12 protein-coding genes are annotated in these 18,550 nt (G+C 70.7%); 7 read left to right on the forward strand and 5 right to left on the reverse strand.

What is annotated here, in order from left to right:
* Positions 1-5 precede the first annotated feature (5 nt).
* Positions 6-1,082, reverse strand: a complete 1,077-nt coding sequence (locus F6X51_RS05990; protein WP_150962319.1) for an ABC transporter permease — start codon at positions 1,080-1,082, stop codon at positions 6-8.
* Positions 1,083-1,199: 117 nt separating this feature from the next.
* Positions 1,200-2,384, reverse strand: a complete 1,185-nt coding sequence (locus F6X51_RS05995; protein WP_150962564.1) for an MFS transporter — start codon at positions 2,382-2,384, stop codon at positions 1,200-1,202.
* 142 nt (positions 2,385-2,526) lie between these two features.
* On the opposite strand from F6X51_RS05995, the gene F6X51_RS06000 reads away from it, so the two are divergent.
* Positions 2,527-3,612, forward strand: coding sequence for a hypothetical protein (locus F6X51_RS06000; protein WP_150962320.1), 1,086 nt, complete (start codon positions 2,527-2,529; stop codon positions 3,610-3,612).
* 133 nt (positions 3,613-3,745) lie between these two features.
* Positions 3,746-4,186 (forward strand): DUF1489 family protein, encoded by a 441-nt coding sequence (locus tag F6X51_RS06005; protein WP_150962321.1) that lies wholly within the window; start codon positions 3,746-3,748, stop codon positions 4,184-4,186.
* Positions 4,187-4,221: 35 nt separating this feature from the next.
* Here the strand turns inward: F6X51_RS06005 and F6X51_RS06010 are convergent, their stop codons facing one another.
* Positions 4,222-11,388 carry an apolipoprotein A-IV repeat region-like domain-containing protein gene (locus tag F6X51_RS06010; protein ID WP_150962322.1) on the reverse strand — a complete coding sequence of 2,389 codons (7,167 nt, stop codon included), beginning with the start codon at positions 11,386-11,388 and terminating at the stop codon, positions 4,222-4,224.
* Between the two features lie 267 nt (positions 11,389-11,655).
* On the opposite strand from F6X51_RS06010, the gene F6X51_RS06015 reads away from it, so the two are divergent.
* Both F6X51_RS06015 and F6X51_RS06020 read left to right on the forward strand, forming a co-directional pair.
* Positions 11,656-11,976, forward strand: a complete 321-nt coding sequence (locus tag F6X51_RS06015; RefSeq protein WP_150962323.1) for an Hpt domain-containing protein — start codon at positions 11,656-11,658, stop codon at positions 11,974-11,976.
* A 267-nt stretch (positions 11,977-12,243) separates the two neighbouring features.
* Positions 12,244-12,564 (forward strand): 2Fe-2S iron-sulfur cluster-binding protein, encoded by a 321-nt coding sequence (locus F6X51_RS06020; protein WP_150962324.1) that lies wholly within the window; start codon positions 12,244-12,246, stop codon positions 12,562-12,564.
* 3 nt (positions 12,565-12,567) lie between these two features.
* Here the strand turns inward: F6X51_RS06020 and F6X51_RS06025 are convergent, their stop codons facing one another.
* Positions 12,568-13,743, reverse strand: a complete 1,176-nt coding sequence (locus F6X51_RS06025; protein WP_150962325.1) for a vWA domain-containing protein — start codon at positions 13,741-13,743, stop codon at positions 12,568-12,570.
* Positions 13,744-14,053: 310 nt separating this feature from the next.
* Here F6X51_RS06025 and F6X51_RS06030 point away from each other — a divergent pair, with 310 nt between their 5' ends.
* On the forward strand, positions 14,054-14,485 hold the full coding sequence (locus tag F6X51_RS06030) for a hypothetical protein (RefSeq protein WP_150962326.1): 432 nt from the start codon (positions 14,054-14,056) through the stop codon (positions 14,483-14,485).
* Positions 14,486-14,490: 5 nt separating this feature from the next.
* On the opposite strand, the gene F6X51_RS06035 is transcribed toward F6X51_RS06030, so the two are convergent.
* Positions 14,491-16,335 carry a cation:proton antiporter domain-containing protein gene (locus F6X51_RS06035; RefSeq protein ID WP_150962327.1) on the reverse strand — a complete coding sequence of 615 codons (1,845 nt, stop codon included), beginning with the start codon at positions 16,333-16,335 and terminating at the stop codon, positions 14,491-14,493.
* A 320-nt stretch (positions 16,336-16,655) separates the two neighbouring features.
* Between F6X51_RS06035 and F6X51_RS06040 the strand changes: the two genes are divergently transcribed.
* Together F6X51_RS06040 and F6X51_RS06045 are read left to right on the forward strand one after the other, a co-directional pair.
* Positions 16,656-17,858 carry an ATPase gene (locus F6X51_RS06040; protein WP_150962328.1) on the forward strand — a complete coding sequence of 401 codons (1,203 nt, stop codon included), beginning with the start codon at positions 16,656-16,658 and terminating at the stop codon, positions 17,856-17,858.
* The gene (locus F6X51_RS06045) at positions 17,855-18,505 is read left to right on the forward strand and encodes a hypothetical protein (protein ID WP_150962329.1); all 651 of its coding nucleotides are present in this window, start codon (positions 17,855-17,857) and stop codon (positions 18,503-18,505) included. Before F6X51_RS06040 ends, F6X51_RS06045 begins: the two co-directional genes overlap by 4 nt.
* The last annotated feature ends 45 nt before the right edge of the window (positions 18,506-18,550 follow it).

Raw genomic sequence — 18,550 nt, forward strand, 5'->3', positions numbered from 1 at the left:
GTGGTTTAAAAATCGATAGCCGCGAAGAACACAGCGAAGAGTCCATCAAGCACGATGACCATGAAGATAGACTTGACGACTGAGGCGGTGACGTGGCGCCCGAGCGACTCCGCCGATCCCTCCACCTCGAACCCCTCGATCGTCGCGATGATCCCGATGATGAGCGCCATGAAGGGAGCCTTGATCAATCCCACGGCGACATGGTGGAGCGAGATCGCGGCCTGAAGGCGCGAGAGGAAGCCCTCGATGGTCATGCCGCCGTAGAGCATGGCGGTCAGCCCGCCGCCGGCCAGCGCCGCGAGCGAGGCGATGAAGGCCAGGATCGGCAATCCGATCACCAGGGCGAGAATGCGGGGGACGATCAGGATCTCGATCGGATCGAGCCCCATCACCCGGAGGGCGTCGACCTCCTCACGCATCCGCATCGACCCGATCTCTGCCGTGAAGGCGGACCCCGACCTGCCGGCGACCATGATCGAGGTGAGCAGCACGCCGAGTTCCCGCAGGATCAGCAGCCCGATCAGGTTGACCACGAAGGTCTGAGCGCCGAACCGTTGGAGCTGGAAGATGCCCTGCTGCGCGACGATGCCGCCCACCAGGAACGAGATCAGGACGATGATCGGCACGCCCCGCAGGGCGACCTGCTCGATCTGATTGACGAGGGCCGTGCCGCGGAAGGTGCTTGGCCGGCCGGCCACACGGATGCAGGCCGCGACGACTTCGCCGAAGAAGGCCAGCCCGGTGACCAGATCCGCCTTGGCCCCGACCACCCGGCGGCCGAAATCCTCCAGGAAACCGAGAATGCGCCCGCGTCGCCGCGAGGGCGGCGCCTCGGGATTCTTGAGCGCCATCTCGCCGAGCAGAATGCGGTGCTCCGGTGACGCGCCCGCATAGGCCAGGCGACCGCCGGCCGCCTCGATCTCGCTGCGGGTCCGCTCGAGGACCCAAGCTCCCAGGGTATCCAGCCGAAGCACGCGGCTCAGATCGACCAGCACGGGCCTCGCTTGCGCGAAGGCCGCGATGCGCGCGGCGGCCGCCTCGACGGCCGCCGCCTGATCGGCGGTCCAGCGTCCGCCGAGCATCGCACGGCCGCTCCCATCATCCAGGGTCGCGGATGCGGATTCCTTCGCCAACGTGACGTCCCCGGTCCGCACGAACCGCGCCTCCTGCTTCCAGCCGTTATGAGTTGAGCAGGGTTACTATACCGTCTCCGAAGCGCGGGCGGCAAACGCCTGCGCTTCGGCCGACCGCCATGCCGCGCCGACGAGGCAGAGACCGATCAGCGCGAGGGGTGTCATCAGGGCGAAGGCGAGGGGAGCCTCGACCCGATAGGCGGCCCCCGTCATCAGCGTCGCGCTCGCCGCCGCGAGCGCGTTCACGGCGCTGAGCGAACCCTGTGCCCGGCCTCGTGCCCCCTCCGGAGCGAAGGCCGAGACCGCCGCCATCGCCCCGAGTTGCGTCGCGCCGAATGTCAGCCCGTGGAGCAGCTGAAGCGGGATCATTGGTCCGATCTGGTCTCCGACGAAGCTCATCCCGATCGCCCGCACCAGTGCCGCGCCGGCGCCGAGGCCGAGGAGCCGGAAGGGGGTGCGCCATCGCGCCGGCAGCTGGCCCACCGTGGCGAAGAGGCAGATCTCCGAACCGACGCCGATGGCCCACAGCAGCCCGACCCAGCCTGCCGAGATGCCGTGCGTCATCCAGTAGATGCTGCCGAAGGCGTAGATGGCCGCGTGGCTCGACTGGACCACCGCGGCCGCCGCGATCGAGAGCCAGAGCATGCGCGGCAGGCGGACGGGTCCGGCTGGCCGTGGCGTTGACGGGATCGCCGCCACGCCGCGGCTCGCATAGGCGACGAGGCTCGCGAGCAAAGCAAGCCCGGTGAGCAGGAGCGGCACCGCGATCGCATCGGGCAGCGCGCCGAGCAGCGCGCCGCCGACGAGGTTGGCCGACAGGAAGGCGATCGAGCCGGAAAGGCGGATGCGCGCGTAATCGAGGCGCGCATCGCGCCGGACGGCGGCGAGCGTGAGGTAGTCGATGCTGGGCACGAGCGGTGCGCCCGCGACGGCATTGACGACGATCAGCGCAGCGAGCAGCGGCCAGCCGATCGCGGCGCCCGCGGGCATGGCCGCGTAGGTGGCGGCGAGGACGAGGCTCCCGACCAGGAGGAGCGTGCGGGCACCGACGCCGCGATCGATCAGGCTCAGCAGCGGCGCCGCGGCGACGATCCGGGTCGCGATCGGGAGCGCGAGGAGAAAGCCGATCAGGCCCGCATCGAGGCCGAGGGCGTTCAGCCAGACCGGCATGAACGGCATCGCGATGCCGATCTCGACGAAGATCACCGCGTAGAGCAGCGACAGGCGGAAGGCGCCGGAATCGACGGGCAGGGGCGCGGGAGCGGACAACGGGACCACAGCGATGGAGGGGCAATCGCCCGAACGTAAGCGGGCGTTAAACCCGACCTGTCAAATTGCGTCAGCTTGGATGCGCAGCAGGCCCGTACGACCTGCATAGCCAAGGACGTGTTGGATGTCCGGTTCCCACTCGCTGACCGCGATCGAACCATCAGAGTATGATCTGATCGAGTCGGCGATGAGCGAGAGCGCCCGAGGGCGCTGGTTCCTCACGGAATATGCGCGCCGCAACCGCAGCGCGGACACGGACATGCTGCTCGGGGCGATCCATCGTCTCGAATCCGTCGTGACGAGCGAGCGTGGGCCCACCGAGGGCGTCGGCCGCCTGCGCGGCGACCTGATGGAGATGGCGAACGCGATCGCACGCACGAAGGCCGAGATCGCCGCGATCAGCGCGCCCGAGCAGGATCAGACCCGCCTCAGCGTCGCCTCGGAGGCACTCGATGCCATCGTGCGGGCAACGGAGCGCGCGACCACGGACATCCTCGGCGCGGCCGAGGAAGTGCAGGAAGCCGCCTGGACGCTCCGCGAGCACGGCGCCGATGCCAGCATCTGCGACGGGCTCGACCGGCACGCCACGCAGATCTACACGGCCTGCTCCTTCCAGGATCTGACGGCCCAGCGCACGAGCCGCATCGTCCACACCCTGCGGTACCTCGAAGAGCGCCTCGTCGCGATGATCGCGATCTGGGGCAGCGACGACGACCAGATCCCGCCCGCACCCGGGGAGGAGGGTGCCCGCAGCCGACCCAGCACCGAATCGACGCTCGACGATCTCTGTCAGAGCGATGTCGACCGCTTCATCGACATGGATGCGGCCACCGAGATGGCGGTCGTGCGGACGCCGATGGCGACCGTCGTGCCGCTCCACGAAGACCTGACTTTCATGCCGTCGCAGGCGACGGAGACCGTAGGCCCCGAGGCCGCGGTCGCCAACGACGCCATGTTCGACCTCGCCGAGGCGGCAGCCGAGCCGGACATGCCGGCCGAGGATTTCGAGCTGGAGCCCGAACTCGAGCTTCTTCCGCCGCAGAGCGAGGAGGTTTCGCAGGTCGTCGAGGCGGGGGCTGGCGACGATGCCAGGCCGCACCCCGGCCCGGTCCTCTCGGCGACAGCTCTCGTCCCGGGTGAGGCCGAGGCTCTCGATTTTGCGGATATCGATGCGCTCAGCATCGAGGAGAAGCTCGCGCTGTTCTCCTGATCACCGGACAGACGATTGGTCGCGCCGGACGCGGAAGCGGGGTGGTATAGAGCCTCGCCCAAGCCTGTCCGCCTGGACCGCGGGGCGTCGCCCCGAAACTCGACGTGCAGCGTCAGGCCGCCCAAGATTGTCCATGGTCCTCCATCTGATCAAGCTGAGCGTCGGCCCCGCCTCCATCGAGGACCTCGCGGCCCGGCAGGCTCGACAGCGGAGCGAGGCCCTGAACGCCGGACGCGATCCGGCCCCCTTCCACGCGACCCGGATGCTGCCGAAGCGTCACGGCGAGATCGTCGGGGCCGGATCGATCTACTGGGTGATCAAGGGCACGCTCTCGTGCCGCCAAGGCATCACGGCCATCGAGCCCTTCACCGGAACCGACGGCATCGCGCGCTGCCGCATCGTCCTCGACCAGACCATCGTACCCGTCGCGCCGCGCTCGTACCGTCCCTTCCAGGGATGGCGCTATCTCGCGGCCGAGGACGCACCGACGGATCTGGATCAGGCTGCGGTCGGGGACCTGGCGCGGATGCCGGAGGCGCTGCGCCGGGAACTCGTCAGCCTGGGTTTGCTCTGAGTGCGCCGCGCCCCTGAGGGCGCGGCGGCTATCGGTCAGGCGCCTTCGAAGCGACCGCTCGCATGCGCCAGCATGGTGTAGACCTTGCCCGTCTCCGAGGTGAGATAGGCGTCGGCCCGCTTCGAGTCCGTATCGTTCTTCGAGACGTCGCCGAGCAGCCTCTCGAACTCGTTCACGTAGCGATCCACCGTGCGGCGGAACTCGGCCTCGCCGCGATAGCGACGCTGAATCTCCTCGAAGGTCTGGCGTCCCTGCGCCGTATAGATGCGCGGGGTGAACAGGTTCGGCTCGCCGCGGCGATAGCGCTCCCACAGATCCACCGCCGTCCGGTGCTCGATCATCCAGGCGATGTCGGTCGAGATCGTATCGAGCGTCGTGCGGCTGCCGGCGCTCTCGCCCTTGCCGCCCTCGGCCTTCACGTCGCGCGCGGGGGAGACCTCCTCGTCGTCGAGGGAGGCGCGGGTCAGGAGATCCGAGAGCCAACCGCGCTTGTCGCCGCCTTGCGCCGCGCGCGGCTGCGCGGTCGCGCGCGGGGCGGGAGCCTCCACCCGTGCCTGCGCCTGGGCCGGACGCGGCGCGCTGCTCGGCGCTGCCGCCGGAGGCGTGACCTTGGCCGCCGGAGCCGGCGCAGCCACGGCCGGGCGCACCGGGGCGGGAGCCGACCGGCCCGCCTCCGCGACCCGGCGTTGCTCGGCGGCTTGCGGCTGCGCCACGTCGACCGCGCGGTTCGAGCGCGACACCAGAGCAGACAGCTCGTTCAGCGCCTTGATCTGGTCCGAGACCACGCGGCGCATCTCACTAGTGGCATCCTGCGTCTCGCGCGGGATCTCCAGTACACCGCGCTGGAGGTCGGCGCGCGTGGCACCGAGTTCCGACCGGATCGTGCTCGCCATCTCGCGCATGCCGGAAACCGACTTGCCGAACTGGTCCTGGGCCTCCTCGAAGACCGCGCGCATCTGCTGTGAGGCTGCCTCGATGGTGGCGCGCACCTGCTCCGTGGTCCGATCGCTCTCGGAGCCCGCGCCGTTGCGCAGACGCTCGAACTCACCGGACACCGCGGCGCTCGCCTGCTTGGCGCTCTCGGACAGCCGTGCGCCGACATCGCGGGCACGCTCCTCGGCCGCCTGCAGGGTTCCCTCGATCATCTCGCCAAAGCGCGCGGACTGGGCCTCGAGATCGGAGGAGCGCGCCTCGATGCCGGAGAGAGCCGAAGCGATCGCCTCCTGCCGGCCGGAAAGCGTCTCCGACAAGCGCCCTTCCACCGTCTGAAGCGAGCTGGCCGCCCCGGTCAGGGCGCGAACATGTGCACCGGCCTGATCCGTGAGCGTGCGGCCGTGACCGTCGAGCACCGCCGCGAGTTCCCTCGCCTCCCGGAGCGCGCCCTGGGCGACATCTTGCAGCGTCGCGACCTGGGCCGAGACGCCTTCGGTGGCGCGGCTCGTCTCCGCGGCGATCTCGGACAGGGCCGACTCGATCTGGTGAACGCGGCCGGCAAGCCCACCCTCGATCGAACCGAGATTGTCGGCCGCACTCGAGACGAGATCGCGAAGCGCCTCGTTCGCGGTTTCGATCCGCACGAGCACGCTGTGGAGGTCGCGTCGCAGCCGGTCGTTGGTCTCCGAGAGACCGGCGATGCTCTTGGCGGCGCCATCGTCGATCGCGGTGCGAAGGAGGCGGGCCGACTCGCTCGACTGTGCGGCCAATTCCTCCGTCCGCTGCCGAAGGGTCTCGACCAGCGGAGCGCCGGTCTCCGAGAGCGCCCGCTCGATCGCTTGGCCGCGCTCGGCGAGTGCGTCCGCCAGCTGAAGCGCGGGCCCGTCGATTACCGCGCGGAGGCGCTCGATATTGGTGCCCATCGTCTCGGCGACCGCCTGCCCGCGGCCATCGACGGTCTCGACCAACGCGCCGCCGCGCTCCTCGATCGCGCGGATGATGCGCTCGGCGCTCTCGGCGAGGCGCCGGGCGAGGGCGTCACCGCGGGAATCCACGAGGGTGCCGAGGGCGTTCGCGCGCCGTTCGAAGCCCGTGGTCATCTGCTGATTCCGCTCGTCGATGATCGCATCGACGGCCGCGTTGCGCTCGTCCAGGACGGACGCGAGGGCGGCCGTGTGAGCGTCCGCGAGGGCGGCATGGCTGTTCGCGCGCTCGTCGAGGATCGCGATCATGCTGGCCATGCGTTCGTCGACCAGAACCGCGTAGGCATCGTGGCGGTCGTCGAACGCCGTCGCCAAGGCGTCGCCACGGGCGGCGACGAGGGTCGCGAAGGTCTTCATGCGGCTGTCGATGCGCGCCGTGAAGGCCTCGCTGCGCGTATCGACGGATTCGGTCAGTGCGGAGCCCCGCTCCTCGACCAGGCGGGCGAAGGCCGCGGTGCGTCCCTCCACCAGGCCGTCGAGGGCGCGCAAGCGTTCGTCGAAGACGCTCGCCAACGTCTCCGTACGGGCCTCGACCCGGTCGGTCAGGGCAGCGGTGCGGCTCTCAACGAAACCATCGAAGGCGCGCAGGCGCTCGTCGAACACGCTCGCGAGGTTCTCCGTCCGGGCTTCGACCCGGTCCGTCAGGGCCGCCGTGCGGCTCTCCACGAGACCGTCGAAGGCGCCGATCACCTCGTCGAGCAGGCCGCGCAGGCTCTGCGTGCGCTGGTCCATGGTCTCGGCGATGTGGCTGCCGCGGCCTTGGACAAGCTCGTCGAGGGCGCGCAGGCGCTCGTCGAAGAGGGCGGTCAACGCCCGCGTACGAGCCTCGGCCTGTCCCGTGAGCGCCGCGCCACGACTCTCGACCAGCTGATCGAGCCCACCGAGAACCTCGTCGAACAGGGAGCGCAGACCCTGCATGCTGTGATCCATCGTGGCGGCGAGCTGCGTGCCGCGGCCCTCCACCAGGCTCTCGAGCTCGGCGATGCGCCGGTCGAACACCGTCCCGATCGCCTGGGCGCGGGACTCGACATGGCCCGTCAGGGCCGCGGCCCGGCTGTCGACGAGGCCGTCGAGCACATGGACCACCTCATCGAAGAGGGACCGCAGGCCCTGTGTCCGGCTATCCATCGTCTCGGCGAGATGCGTGCCGCGGCCCTCGACCAGATGGTCGAGCGCTTCCAGGCGCTCGTCGAACAGGCTGCCGATCTCCCGGGTGCGGGCGTCGAGCGTCCCGGCGGCCTTGCCGAGCGTCGTCTCGATGGTGTCGACGAGCTCGCGGCCCCGATCGCTGAGCGCCTCGTGCAGCGGGCCCATATGGCCGTCGAGGTTCGAGCTGAGCGTCGTCGCGTGGGAGTCGAGGAGAACGCGGATCTGGTTGGTGCGGTCGTCGAGCAGGCCATGGACCGTGCGCACGCCCTCGTCGAGCAGCGCGCTGATGTCGGAGGTGCGCGTGTCGAGGGTGCGCCCGAGGCGGCCCTCGCCGTCGCCGAGCATCCGGTCCGCCTCCGCGATCGTCTCGCGAAGCTTCGCCAGGACGCTCTCACCGCGGCGCTCGATCAGCTCGCCGAGCGAGTTTCCGCCGGTGTCGAAGAGGCGCGCCAGTTCGGTCACGCGGCCACCGATCGCGCCGAAGACCATGCGGCCCTTCTCGTCGAGTTCGGTCGCCATCGCGGCCGTCCGCTGGTCGATGAGATGGCCGAGCTGATCGGCGCGTTCCGAGAACGCGGTGCGGATCGTCTCGGCCTGCGCGGCCAAGGCCACATCGGCGCTGTGGGCTTGCTGCTCGACCGCGGCGACGAGCGCGCGGGCGCGCTCGGCGAGGGAGGTATCGACATCGGTCGTGCGGGTCTCGATCAGACTGACGAGCTCGCGGGTGCGCGCCGCCAAGTCTTCATCGACTGCCCGAGTGCGCGTCTCGATCAGGCGGATCGCCTCGAAGGCCTGGGAGCCGAAGGTCTCGTCGATCAGGCGGCTGCGCTCTTCCAGGGCGGCGCTGATGGCGTCGAGGCGCGCGATGACACCCGTGTCGAAGCGCCCGGCGCCCTCTTCGAGCTGGCGCGCGAGTTCCTGCGTCTGCCGGTCGAGACGATCGCCGATCTCCGCGCTGCGGGCGCCGAGGACGTCGCCGAGACTCGCGGAGCGGGTCGCGATGTCCTGCGCCATCCCTTCGGCGCGCGTGTCGAGGGCCTGGACGAGGTCGCGTCCGCCCTCCGCCATGATCCGGGCCATCTCGCCGGTGCGCACGATCAGGGCCTCGTTGAGCGCCGTCGCGCGCGCGCCAAGATGCCCGTCGATGTGGCTGACGAGGCTCGCGAAGGTCTCGCCGATCTCGGCCGACCGCTTGGTCGAGCGATCTTCGAGGGCTCCGAGATGCGTCTCGACGACCTCGCGGGCTTCCCGCGCGCGCTCGGCGATGCTCTCGGCGACCGCCTTGCCCTGGACGGTGATGACCCGGTCCATCTCCTCGAGCCGGCCGGTCACGACCTCGCTCAGCGCCGTGGTGTCGCGGGAGATCCGGTCCGCCAGGATGTCGCCGCGGGCAATCGTCTCCTGAAGCGCCGCGAGGCGGTTGCCCAGGACGTCGTCCATGGCCTTGGCACGGCTCTCCGCGGTCTCCGCGAAGGTGGCGCCGGTCTGCGTCAGGGCATCGGCCACGCGCGCGCCCTGGCTCGCGACGGCCAGCACGATGTCGCGGCCGGTGCTGGCGAGGCGGGTATGGGCCTCGTCCGTATGGTTCGCGATCAGGTCCGTCATGCTGCGGCTGTGCGTGCCGAAGGCGGATTCGACGTCGGAGATGCGCGTCGCCAGCTCCGTGCCGAAGCCCTTCGCGGCGCGCGCGAACACACCGCTCGCCTCCTCGGCCCGCTGCGACAGCTCCTCCTGAAGCTCGCGCATGGCCTGGCGCAGCCCCGTGACGGCGGTCTCGACGCGCCCGCCTACCTCGCCGTGCACGCCCTCAGCCGTCTCGCGGAACCGCGCCAGGACCCCGGAGGTGTGCGTCTCGAGGGCACCGGCCGTATGCTCCGAAACCTCCCGCAGCGCGTTCGTCACTTCGGTGAAGCGGCTGGCGAGATCCGCGCTGTGTCGCGCGGCGGTTCCCGTCGCACTCTCCGTGGCCCGCTGAAGCATGTCGGCGGCCTGCGCGGTGCGGTCGGCGAGTTCGCTCGCCGTCGCCGAGAGCCGGCGCTCGAAGATCTGCACGGCCTCGACGGTGCGCGCCTCGAGTTCGCCGGTGGCGCCGGCGGCCGAGCGGCGCAGGGCCTGGGCGGCCTCGGCGCTGCTCGCGCCCACCGCCACCGTCGTCTCCTCGGCGCTGCGCCGGAAGATGTCGGCGACCTCAGCGGTCCGGCTCCCGATCTCGGACCCGAGCGTCTCGACCGAGCCGCGCAGGGATGCGACGGCCTCGCTCGCATTCGACTCGAAGGTGCGACCGAGGTCGGCGAAGGCTGTCTCGAGGGTCGCGGCCGCCTCCCTGGCACGTTGGGCGAAGAGGTCGCCAACGCGCTCCCCCGTCGCGTTGAGGCTCGATTCCAGTCCGCCGCCATGCACCGTGATGGTCTCGTGCAGGCGCCCGGCCACCGCCTCGATCCGGTCGCTGAGCTCGCCACCGCGGCTGCCCACGGTCTCGGCGATGCGCTCAGCCGAACCGACCAGTTCGTCGCGGACCTGGCCCGTCCGCGCGGTAAAGCTCTCGATGATGCCGCTCGCCGTGAGGGCGAGGCCCGCCTGGGTCTCGCGACCGCGCGCCTCGATCATGTCGGCGACGCCGGTCCCGGCGGTCTCGATCTCGGACCGCAGGCTCGCGCCGCGATGGGCGATGTCATCGGTCAGGGCCGCGCCGGTCGTGGCGAAGTGGGTCCGCAGGTTGTCGCCGATCTCGGCGAAGCGCGCCGTGATCTCGCCGCCGGTGCTGGTGAAGCGCTCGGTCAACTCGCCGCCGCGCGACAGGAAGGCCGTCTCCAGGGCGCTAGCCGAGCGCTCGAAGCTCTCGCGCACGTCGGTGCCCTGGCGGTTGAGGGCATCGATCACGCCTGCCCCGGTCTCCGCGAGGGTGCGCGCCACCTGCCCGGCATTGTCGGCCAGCGTCGTGGTCAGGATGCCGCCGGTGCGCTCGAACGAGCGGGTAACCTCCGCGGCACGATTCTCGAGGGATTGGGTCAGCGCGTCGCCGACTTCCGTCAGGCTTCCGCGCACCCCCTCGCTCGTCGTGACGAGGCGTTGGATCAGGTCGTCGCCGCGGCCCGACATCACCTCGACCACGCGGTCGCCGGCTTCGCCGAGGGCGGCCGTGATGGCATCGCCCCGGGTGCCGAGGGCGCTCGTGATCGCGTCGCCACGCACGTCGAGGGCGGAGGTGACGCGGTCGCCGGCACCCGTCATCGCCGTCACGATGCGCTCGGCCGCTCCTTCGAGTTCCTGGGTCAGGCTCTGATGCGAGCCCGTGATCGCGCCGCGCACGCGCTCGGCATTCGCCACGATCGACTCGCGCTGCGCGACGAGCTCGTCGACCAGCGACCGGATCCGGATCTCGTTGTCCGAGTAGGCCCGCTCGAGGGTCGCGATCTCCCCGCGGACCAGCGTCTCCAGTTCACCCGCGCGGGCGAGGGCGCGCTCGACGCCGTCGCCGACCGCCGCGACCTCGCGGCGGACGGTCTGGGACATGGTGAGCACGGCGTCGGTCGAGAAGCTCTCCGGCTCGGCGAGACGGATCGCGACCTCGCCGACCGCGCGGGCGACGAGCCGCATCTCCTGCGCGCGGACCGCCAGCATGGCGGTGATCAGGAACAGCATGATCGGGCCGGCGACCGCGGCGGCGCCGACCGCCCCCTGGATCGCCGTGAGGCCGAGCAGGAAGCCCTTGAGATCGCCGCCGGACTGGCTCCAGGCGAGGGCGATCAGGCTATTGAGCCAGACGAAGCCAGCGATTGCGGCGATGAGGTAGGGCGTGCGAGAGGGCCGCACCCGCAGGGTCTGCTGCAGGATTCCGATGTTGCGGCGGTCGTCGTTGGCCACGAGCGAGCGGTCGGGGGGAAGGAGGCCGCCCTCGCGGTGGGGGCGGTTGCGGTCCGGCGGCGGAACGTCCGAGGCGAGGCGCTCGTCCATGTCGAGGCGGGGCATCTGGCGACCCGGGGGCTCGTTCAGCGGGTCGTTGTCGCCGACGTCGGGCAGGCGCGGTTCCGAGCGCTTCTCGGCCTCGTTCGGCGTCAGGATGTCGAGGTTCAGCGCCTGCTCGATCGCAGACAGCGCCGCCTCCGCCGGATCCTTCAGCTTCTTCTCGGTGGCCATGCAACGCCTCGTTACGCGCAGTCTCACCCGGCCGGCCGCGCCCGGTGGGGAGACACAAATTGCCGTTTACCAAGGAAGTTTAGACCTCGCTGCCGGCCCCGGATACCCGAGCCGTCGAGCGCGCCCAAAAAACCTTAACGGAATGGTTACCAAGCCACGGGGCCTGCTCCCGCCGCAGCTGTATCCCATGGCGGAGCATGGTTTAAACGGTTGCCAACCCGGCGCGGCCCGGCTGTGGATAGCATCGAGCACCGAGGAAATGCACGCGTGGATCCGGCCATCGACCGAACCCATCTGGCGGCCCAGACCTGCGGCGACAGCGACCTCGCGCGGGAGGTCCTCGGGCTGTTCGCGCGGCAATGCCGGGACCTTCTCCCCGGGATCGCCGATGCCGGGCTCGATGCGCCGACCCGGGCCGACCTCGCCCACACCCTGAAGGGGAGCGCGCTCGGGGTCGGCGCCCTCGGGGTGGCGGGTGCCAGCACCATCGTCGAGGAGGCCCTGCGGCAGGGCCGGGACAGCGCCGATCCGGTCCGGATCCTGGAGGCGCGGGTCGCCGCGGCCCTGGAAGAAATCATGAACGATTAGGCCGGATCCGGGCCCGCTCCCGCGCCTGCGGCAAATCGGGTCGCGCGCTGACCGGGCGGAACCGGCCCGGCCCTGGCGCGTGATGCCGGGGAAATCGGAAGCCGGGAGTCCGGAGCCCAAGCCGGGAGCCCGGAGCCCAAGCCGGGAGCCCGGAGCCCAAGAATCCGGACGCGCGGCGCCATGGCGCTTGCAATCCGGGGCCAGCCCCTCCAATCAGGCGCGCGCCGCGCAACAGATCTCACCCGTTGCACGAGCCCGGAGCGAGCGATGCCGAAGATCACCTACATCGACCATGCCGGCACGGCCAGGGCGGTCGAGGGCGCGGTCGGTGCGACCGTGATGGAGACGGCGCTCCGCAACAACGTCCCGGGCATCGATGCGGAATGCGGCGGCGCCTGCGCCTGCGCGACCTGCCACGTCTACGTGGACGAGGCCTGGGCCGAGGCGGTGGGGCCGGCGGTCGACATGGAGCAGGACATGCTCGACTTCGCCTCGGACGTGCGGGCGAATTCGCGGCTCTGCTGCCAGATCCGGATCACGCCGGAACTCGACGGTCTGACCGTCACGACCCCGGCGCGCCAGGGCTGAGGCTCAGCGCACAAGGGCCCGCATCGCCTCGTCCAGTCCCTCGAGGGTGAGGGGGTACATCCGGCCGCCGAAGATCTGCCGCACCATGCCGATGGATTGCGTGTAGGCCCAATGGTCCCGCGCCACCGGGTTGAGCCAGACGGCCTTGGGGAAATGGTCGAGCACCCGCTGCAACGCGACCGCGCCCGCCTCCTCGTTCCAGTGCTCCACCGAGCCGCCCGGCATCGCGATCTCGTAGGGGCTCATCGAGGCGTCGCCGACGAAGACCACGCGGTAATCGGACGGGTAGGTGCGGATCACGTCGAGGAGGGGCGTGCGCGCGTCGTGGCGCCGCCGGTTCTCGGTCCAGACGGCCTCGTAGGGGCAGTTGTGGAAATAGAAGTGCGCGAAGTGCTTGAACTCCGAGCGCGCCGCCGAGAACAGCTCCTCGGCACGCTCGATGTGCCAGTCCATCGAGCCGCCGACATCGAGGAAGAGCAGCACCTTCACGGCGTTGCGCCGCTCCGGCCGGAGCTTCACGTCGAGGTAGCCCTGGCGCGCGCTCTCGCGGATCGTCCCATCGAGGTCGAGTTCCTCGGCGGCGCCGCTGCGGGCGAAGCGGCGGAGCCGCCGCAGCGCGAGCCGCATGTTGCGGGTGCCGAGCTCGACGCCGTCGTCGAGGTCGCGGAACTCCCGCTTGTCCCAGACCTTCACGGCCCGGAAGTTCCGGTTGCCGTCCTGCCCGATGCGGATGCCCTCGGGGTTGTAGCCGTAGGCGCCGAACGGGGAGGTGCCCCCCGTGCCGATCCATTTCGAGCCGCCCTGATGGCGCTCCGTCTGCTCGGCGAGGCGCCGCTTCAGGGTCTCGAACAGGCTGTCCCAGCCGAGCGCCTCCATCTCGGCCTTCTCGGCATCGGTCAGGTACTTGTCCGCGAGGCGGCGCAGCCACGCCTCCGGGATGGCGGCGGGCGCGACGGCCTCGCCCATCGTGTCGAGGCCCCTGAAAACCGAGCCGAAGACGCGGTCGAAGCGGTCGAGGTTGCGCTCGTCCTTGACCAGCACCGTGCGGGCCAGGAGGTAGAAATCCTCGACCCGCTTCTCCGCGAGGTCGCGCTCCAGGGCGCCGAGCAGGGTGAGGTACTCGCGCAGCGTGACGGGGACCTTGGCATCGCGGAGCGCGGTGAAGAACTGCAGAAGCATGCCGGGACAACGCGCCATGGCCGCCGCGAGGTCAAGCCGGAGCCTCCGCGCCGCGGCCTCGGCGGCCGGGGCCCGTCCCGGCCCGGCCAGCCGGCCGGGCGGCGCGTCGGCGCAGCTTGGCCGGATGCCGGCGCGACCTTAACCATGAGGAAGAGCCGGAATATCTGTGCATAAGAGTCGGGATCTGTTGATAGCTGGCCTGAATGCCCTCGTAGACAGGTCCGCACTGTCATCGAAATCAAGCAGGGCGGGCGCAAATGCTTGAAGGGTCTGGAAAGACGTTCTCCGACTGAGGTCAGGGAGACATCCGATGGCGGTCGTTTTGCGCTCGTTGAGCGATTTCAAGCGTTTCCTGGCGACCCCGGGAGCGGTGATCCAGATCGTCCAGAACACCTTCATGGACCGGCAATCCCCGGCCGGCCAGGAAGCCTACCGGGCCAAGGGCATGTACGAGCCCCGCACCGTGCAGGCGCTGTCCCGGAAGGCCGCGGTGTTCTCGGTGAAGGGGCACCCGACCACGGTCTGGCTCTACTGGGACAAGGGCGTGCGCCGCTGGCGCTTCTCCGGCGACACGGTCGCGGTCCCCCTCGAGACCGCCCTCGGGCCGCCCGACGAGATCATCTACCGCTGCAGCTTCGCGGAGGGCTGGGAGCCGGCCGAGCGCAAGGCCGCCCGCCGGGCCCGGGCGGCGCGCGAGCGCGCCCGCGCCGGCGCCGACGAGGGCGTCACGCCCCCGCCCTGAGCCCGTCAGGCCTGCTTGCTCACGGGGGCGGCGGGCTCGGTGCCGGCGGCGGGCTCGCGGGCCGCCACCGCCTTGCCGACCGTCCGCCGGGCCTGGAAGGCGGGGCGCGCCTCGGCCTCCCGGCCCTTGAGCATGACCCGGTACTCGTCGCGCCGCTCGTGAATCGAGGCGATGACGAGGCCCATCGGCACCCCGACATCGACCAGAACCGCCTCCGAGAGCTGCAACGAGGCCTCGATGGTCTCCGGGACGGCGTCGTCGACCCCGAGCTCGTAGAGGGCGGTGGCGTGGCGCGCGTCGCGGGCCCGGGCGACGATCGTGAGGTCGCGCCGCTCCGCGCGGGCGGCCTCGACCACGGCCTCGACCGCCCTCGGGTTGTCGAGGGTCACGACCAGTGCCCGCGCGCTGGCGATGTCGCAGCGGCGCAGCAGCTCGGCATTGGCGGAATCCCCGAAATAGACCGGGTTGCCGAGGCGGCGCTGCTCGGTCACCCGCGCGGCGTCCGAGTCGAGGGCGAGGTACGGGATCTTGTGCCGGGCCAGCATCTCGCCGACGAGGCGCCCGACCCGGCCGTAGCCCGCGATGATGACCCGGTTCTGCTGCCTGTCCGGCGGCGGCTCGGCCCGGGCCCGGCCGAGATTCGCGTTCGAGATGCGCCGGCTCGCGCGGCGCCCCAGCACCGCGAGGCCGGGGATCGCCACCATGGTGACGGTGGTGACGATGAGGGCCGCGCCGCCGACCGGCTCCGGCACCAGCCCGGTCGCCACCGCGCCGCCGATCAGCACGAAGGCGAACTCGCCGCCGGGCCCGAGGAGGAGCGCGGCCTCGAGCGCCACCGGGCGGGTGATCTTCATGACCGGGGCGGCGAGGAGCACCATCGCGGCCTTGATCACCATCAGGGCGAGGGCGAGCCCCAGGATGGTGCCGGGCGTCGCGACGAGCTGGGCCGGGTCGAGGTTCATGCCCACCGACACGAAGAAGACGCCGAGGAGCAGCCCCTTGAACGGGTCGATCGTCGCCTCGATCGCCCGGCGATACTCGGTCTCGGCGAGCAGGAGGCCGGCCACGAAGGCGCCGAGCGTCATCGAGAGCCCGCTCGCGGCGGCGGTCAGGGCCGTCGCCACGATGACGAGAAGGCAGGCCGCCATGAACAGCTCGGGGGATTTCGTCCGCGCCACCAGCTGGAACAGGGGGCGCAGGGCGAGGCGGCCCGCGACCACGATCAGCACCAGGGCGACGGCGGCCTGGCCGAGGGCCAGCGCGAGGGCGGCGCCCGCGTTGGTCCCGTCGGAGCGCCCGAGCACCGCGATGGCGAACAGGATCGGGGCGACCGCGAGATCCTGGAACAGCAGCACGGCGAAGCTCGCCCGGCCCGCCGGCGTGTTCAGCCGCTTCTGCTCGGCCAGCACCGGCAGCACCACCGCCGTCGAGGACAGGGCCAGCGCGAGCCCGACGATGATCGAGGCGGCGAGCGGCACGCGCAGCCCGTACAGGATCGTGCCGAGCACGAGGGCCGAGGCCAGGACCTGGATGGAGCCGAGCCCGAAGACGAGGCGCCGCAGCGTCCGCAGCCGCTCCCAGGACAGCTCCACCCCGATCATGAACATCAGGAAGATCACGCCGAACTCGGCGAGGTGCGAGATCTCGGTCCGGTTCGAGATCGTGAACAGCGAGACCCAGCGATAGCTGTCGGCGAGGCGCCCGAGGCCGAAGGGCCCGAGCAGCGCGCCGGCGCCGATGAACCCGAGCACCGGGCTGATGCGCAGGCGATGGAACAGCGGCACCACGATCCCCGCGGTGACGAGGAAGAGGATGGCTTCCTTGTAGGAGCCGGCGTGGACCTCTGGCATCGGCGGGTGCTCTAAGCCTTTCCGGCGGGTGACCGTCTGACAGCCCGCAAGCAGGACCGAGGCCGCGATCATGTGGTCCCGGGCTTGCACGAGCAACCGCAAATGCACGATCGGCCCGTCCGGCACGAGGCTATGCGGCCGAGGGGGCCGCGCGCGCAAGACGCAGGACCCGCGCGCGGCTCGGCATTGGCGTCGCCAGCGTACGGTTTGCCGTGGACAGGCGTGACGCGGCGCAAAATCGGCACAATGCACGCCTAAGCGCACAGGTTAGCGAAGTGTTAAGCTCAACCCTTCGTGGCGTAACGGAACCCGAGAGCACGATGCGAAACACGCCCCCGAGCCGAGAGGTCCAGCGCGAGCGCCGCGCCTGGATCCTCGAATCCGACAAGTGGAAACACGAGCGCCACGTCGAGAAGGGCTACCGGATCAAGTGGGGCTATGTCGGCATCGCCTACCTCGTCGAGGCGATGGTGATCGGGGCATCGCTCGCCGGCGCCTGGCTGTTCGCCGGCGTCTACAGCGACGGCGACAGCCACAGCTTCTACTTCATGCTGCTGGCCCCGCTGGTCTACGCCGCCGTCGAGCTCTGCCGGGTGCCGCTCGGCATCCTGGCCCGGACGCAGCGCTCCTACCTGGTCAGGGCCCTGGCGATCCTGGGCATCATCTTCGCGGCGGGCGTCACCACCAAGTCGGTGTCGCAGCTCGGCGAGATGATGTTCCACCCGCGCCTGATGGAGGCCGCCAAGACCAGGACCGCCCTCAAGGACGCCCAGGCCGACCGCTCGAGCCTCGACACCCGCATCGCGACCGCCGATTCCCGCGTCGCGCAGTACACGACCGAGCTCGACCAGATCGAGAAGCGCTCGGCCGAGAACGCGGCGCAGCTCGCGGGGCTTCCGGCCCAGCGCTGCGAGCGCGTCTACGGCACGAACAGCAAGGGCGTGCGCTACCAGAACCTCAAATGCGTCACCGACCCGCGCACCGCCACCATCGCGGCGAGCGTGAGCAAGGCCTCCAACGACCGTGCCGGCGTCACGAAGCTCCTCGAGGAGGCCCGCACCGCCCGGGCCGGCCTCGACCGGGGCGCCACCGACCGCCGGGTCGCCGATGCCGAGCAGAAGTACCGGCAGGCGGTGAACCGCTCGCAGCTCCACTCCTTCACCGCGATGGTCTACGGCGTCGATCCGATCGACGTCACCGACGCCCAGGTCCACGCCTTCCTGCGCATCTTCGTGTTCGTGCCCGCGCTCTGCGCCGCCTTCGCGTCGACGATCCTGGCGCTCTGCGCCGTCTCGGTGCGCAAGACCTTCATGGATGAGGACGAGTTCGGGGCCGCGGTGGATCCCGAGGCCTCGACCTACATGCTCGCGCCCTTCGCCGAGGGGATCGTGCGCGAGGTCAACACCTCGCTTCAGAAATCCGTCCGGGATGCCGTGGCCTCGGGGGCCGCCATCCCCCTCGAGCGGCGCCCCGCGACGGCCCAGAACCAGACAGCCGCGGGTGGCGCGGGAGCGGGCGCATGAGCTACCTCGCACCGGGTTCGCCCGAGAACGTCGCCCTCGCCCAGCACGTGAACGGCCGGTTGCGGGCGGAATCGCGCATCGTCGCGGCCCGGGCCTTCCTGTTCCGCGCCATCGGGGCGGGCGCCTTCGCGGCGCTCGCGGGGATCGGGATCGGGGCGGCGGCCTACGGCTACGCCTACATGAACCAGTTCGACTCGGCGGCGGAGCGCATCGCGAGCGCGATGCAGGCGGCCCTCTCCGACGTGACCCTGAAGACGAAGGGCGAGGTGACCCTGACGGACAACACCCTGAAGCTCGAAGGCCTGCCCAAGGCCGGCGGCGGCGTGCCCTCGCCGACGCAGGCGCAGCTCGGCCAGGATGCGGTCCCGGCCTCGAAGGCGCCGGTGAACACCACCTTCACGGTGTTCAAGCAGGTCCCCTACATGGACGGGCAGATCGTCTCGGGCTGGAATTTCCGGGCGAACGAGGAGAAGCCCTTCCAGCAGTACTGCTACTTCTCCCGGCGCTCGAACGAGCCGAAGGGGCAGGTCGAGATCAAGATCGACCTCGCGATGGACGGCAAGGTCCTGCCGCAGCCCGTGAAGTCCGACGTGAATCTCGGGATCCTGGCCAGCAACTGCGTCTGGTTCGAAGGCAAGGCGCTCTGAGGCGCTCCGGTGCCCGTCGGGCGCGCCGGCACCGCCCTCGGGTGG

This window comes from Methylobacterium planeticum (assembly GCF_008806345.1).
GTDB lineage: Bacteria > Pseudomonadota > Alphaproteobacteria > Rhizobiales > Beijerinckiaceae > Methylobacterium > Methylobacterium planeticum.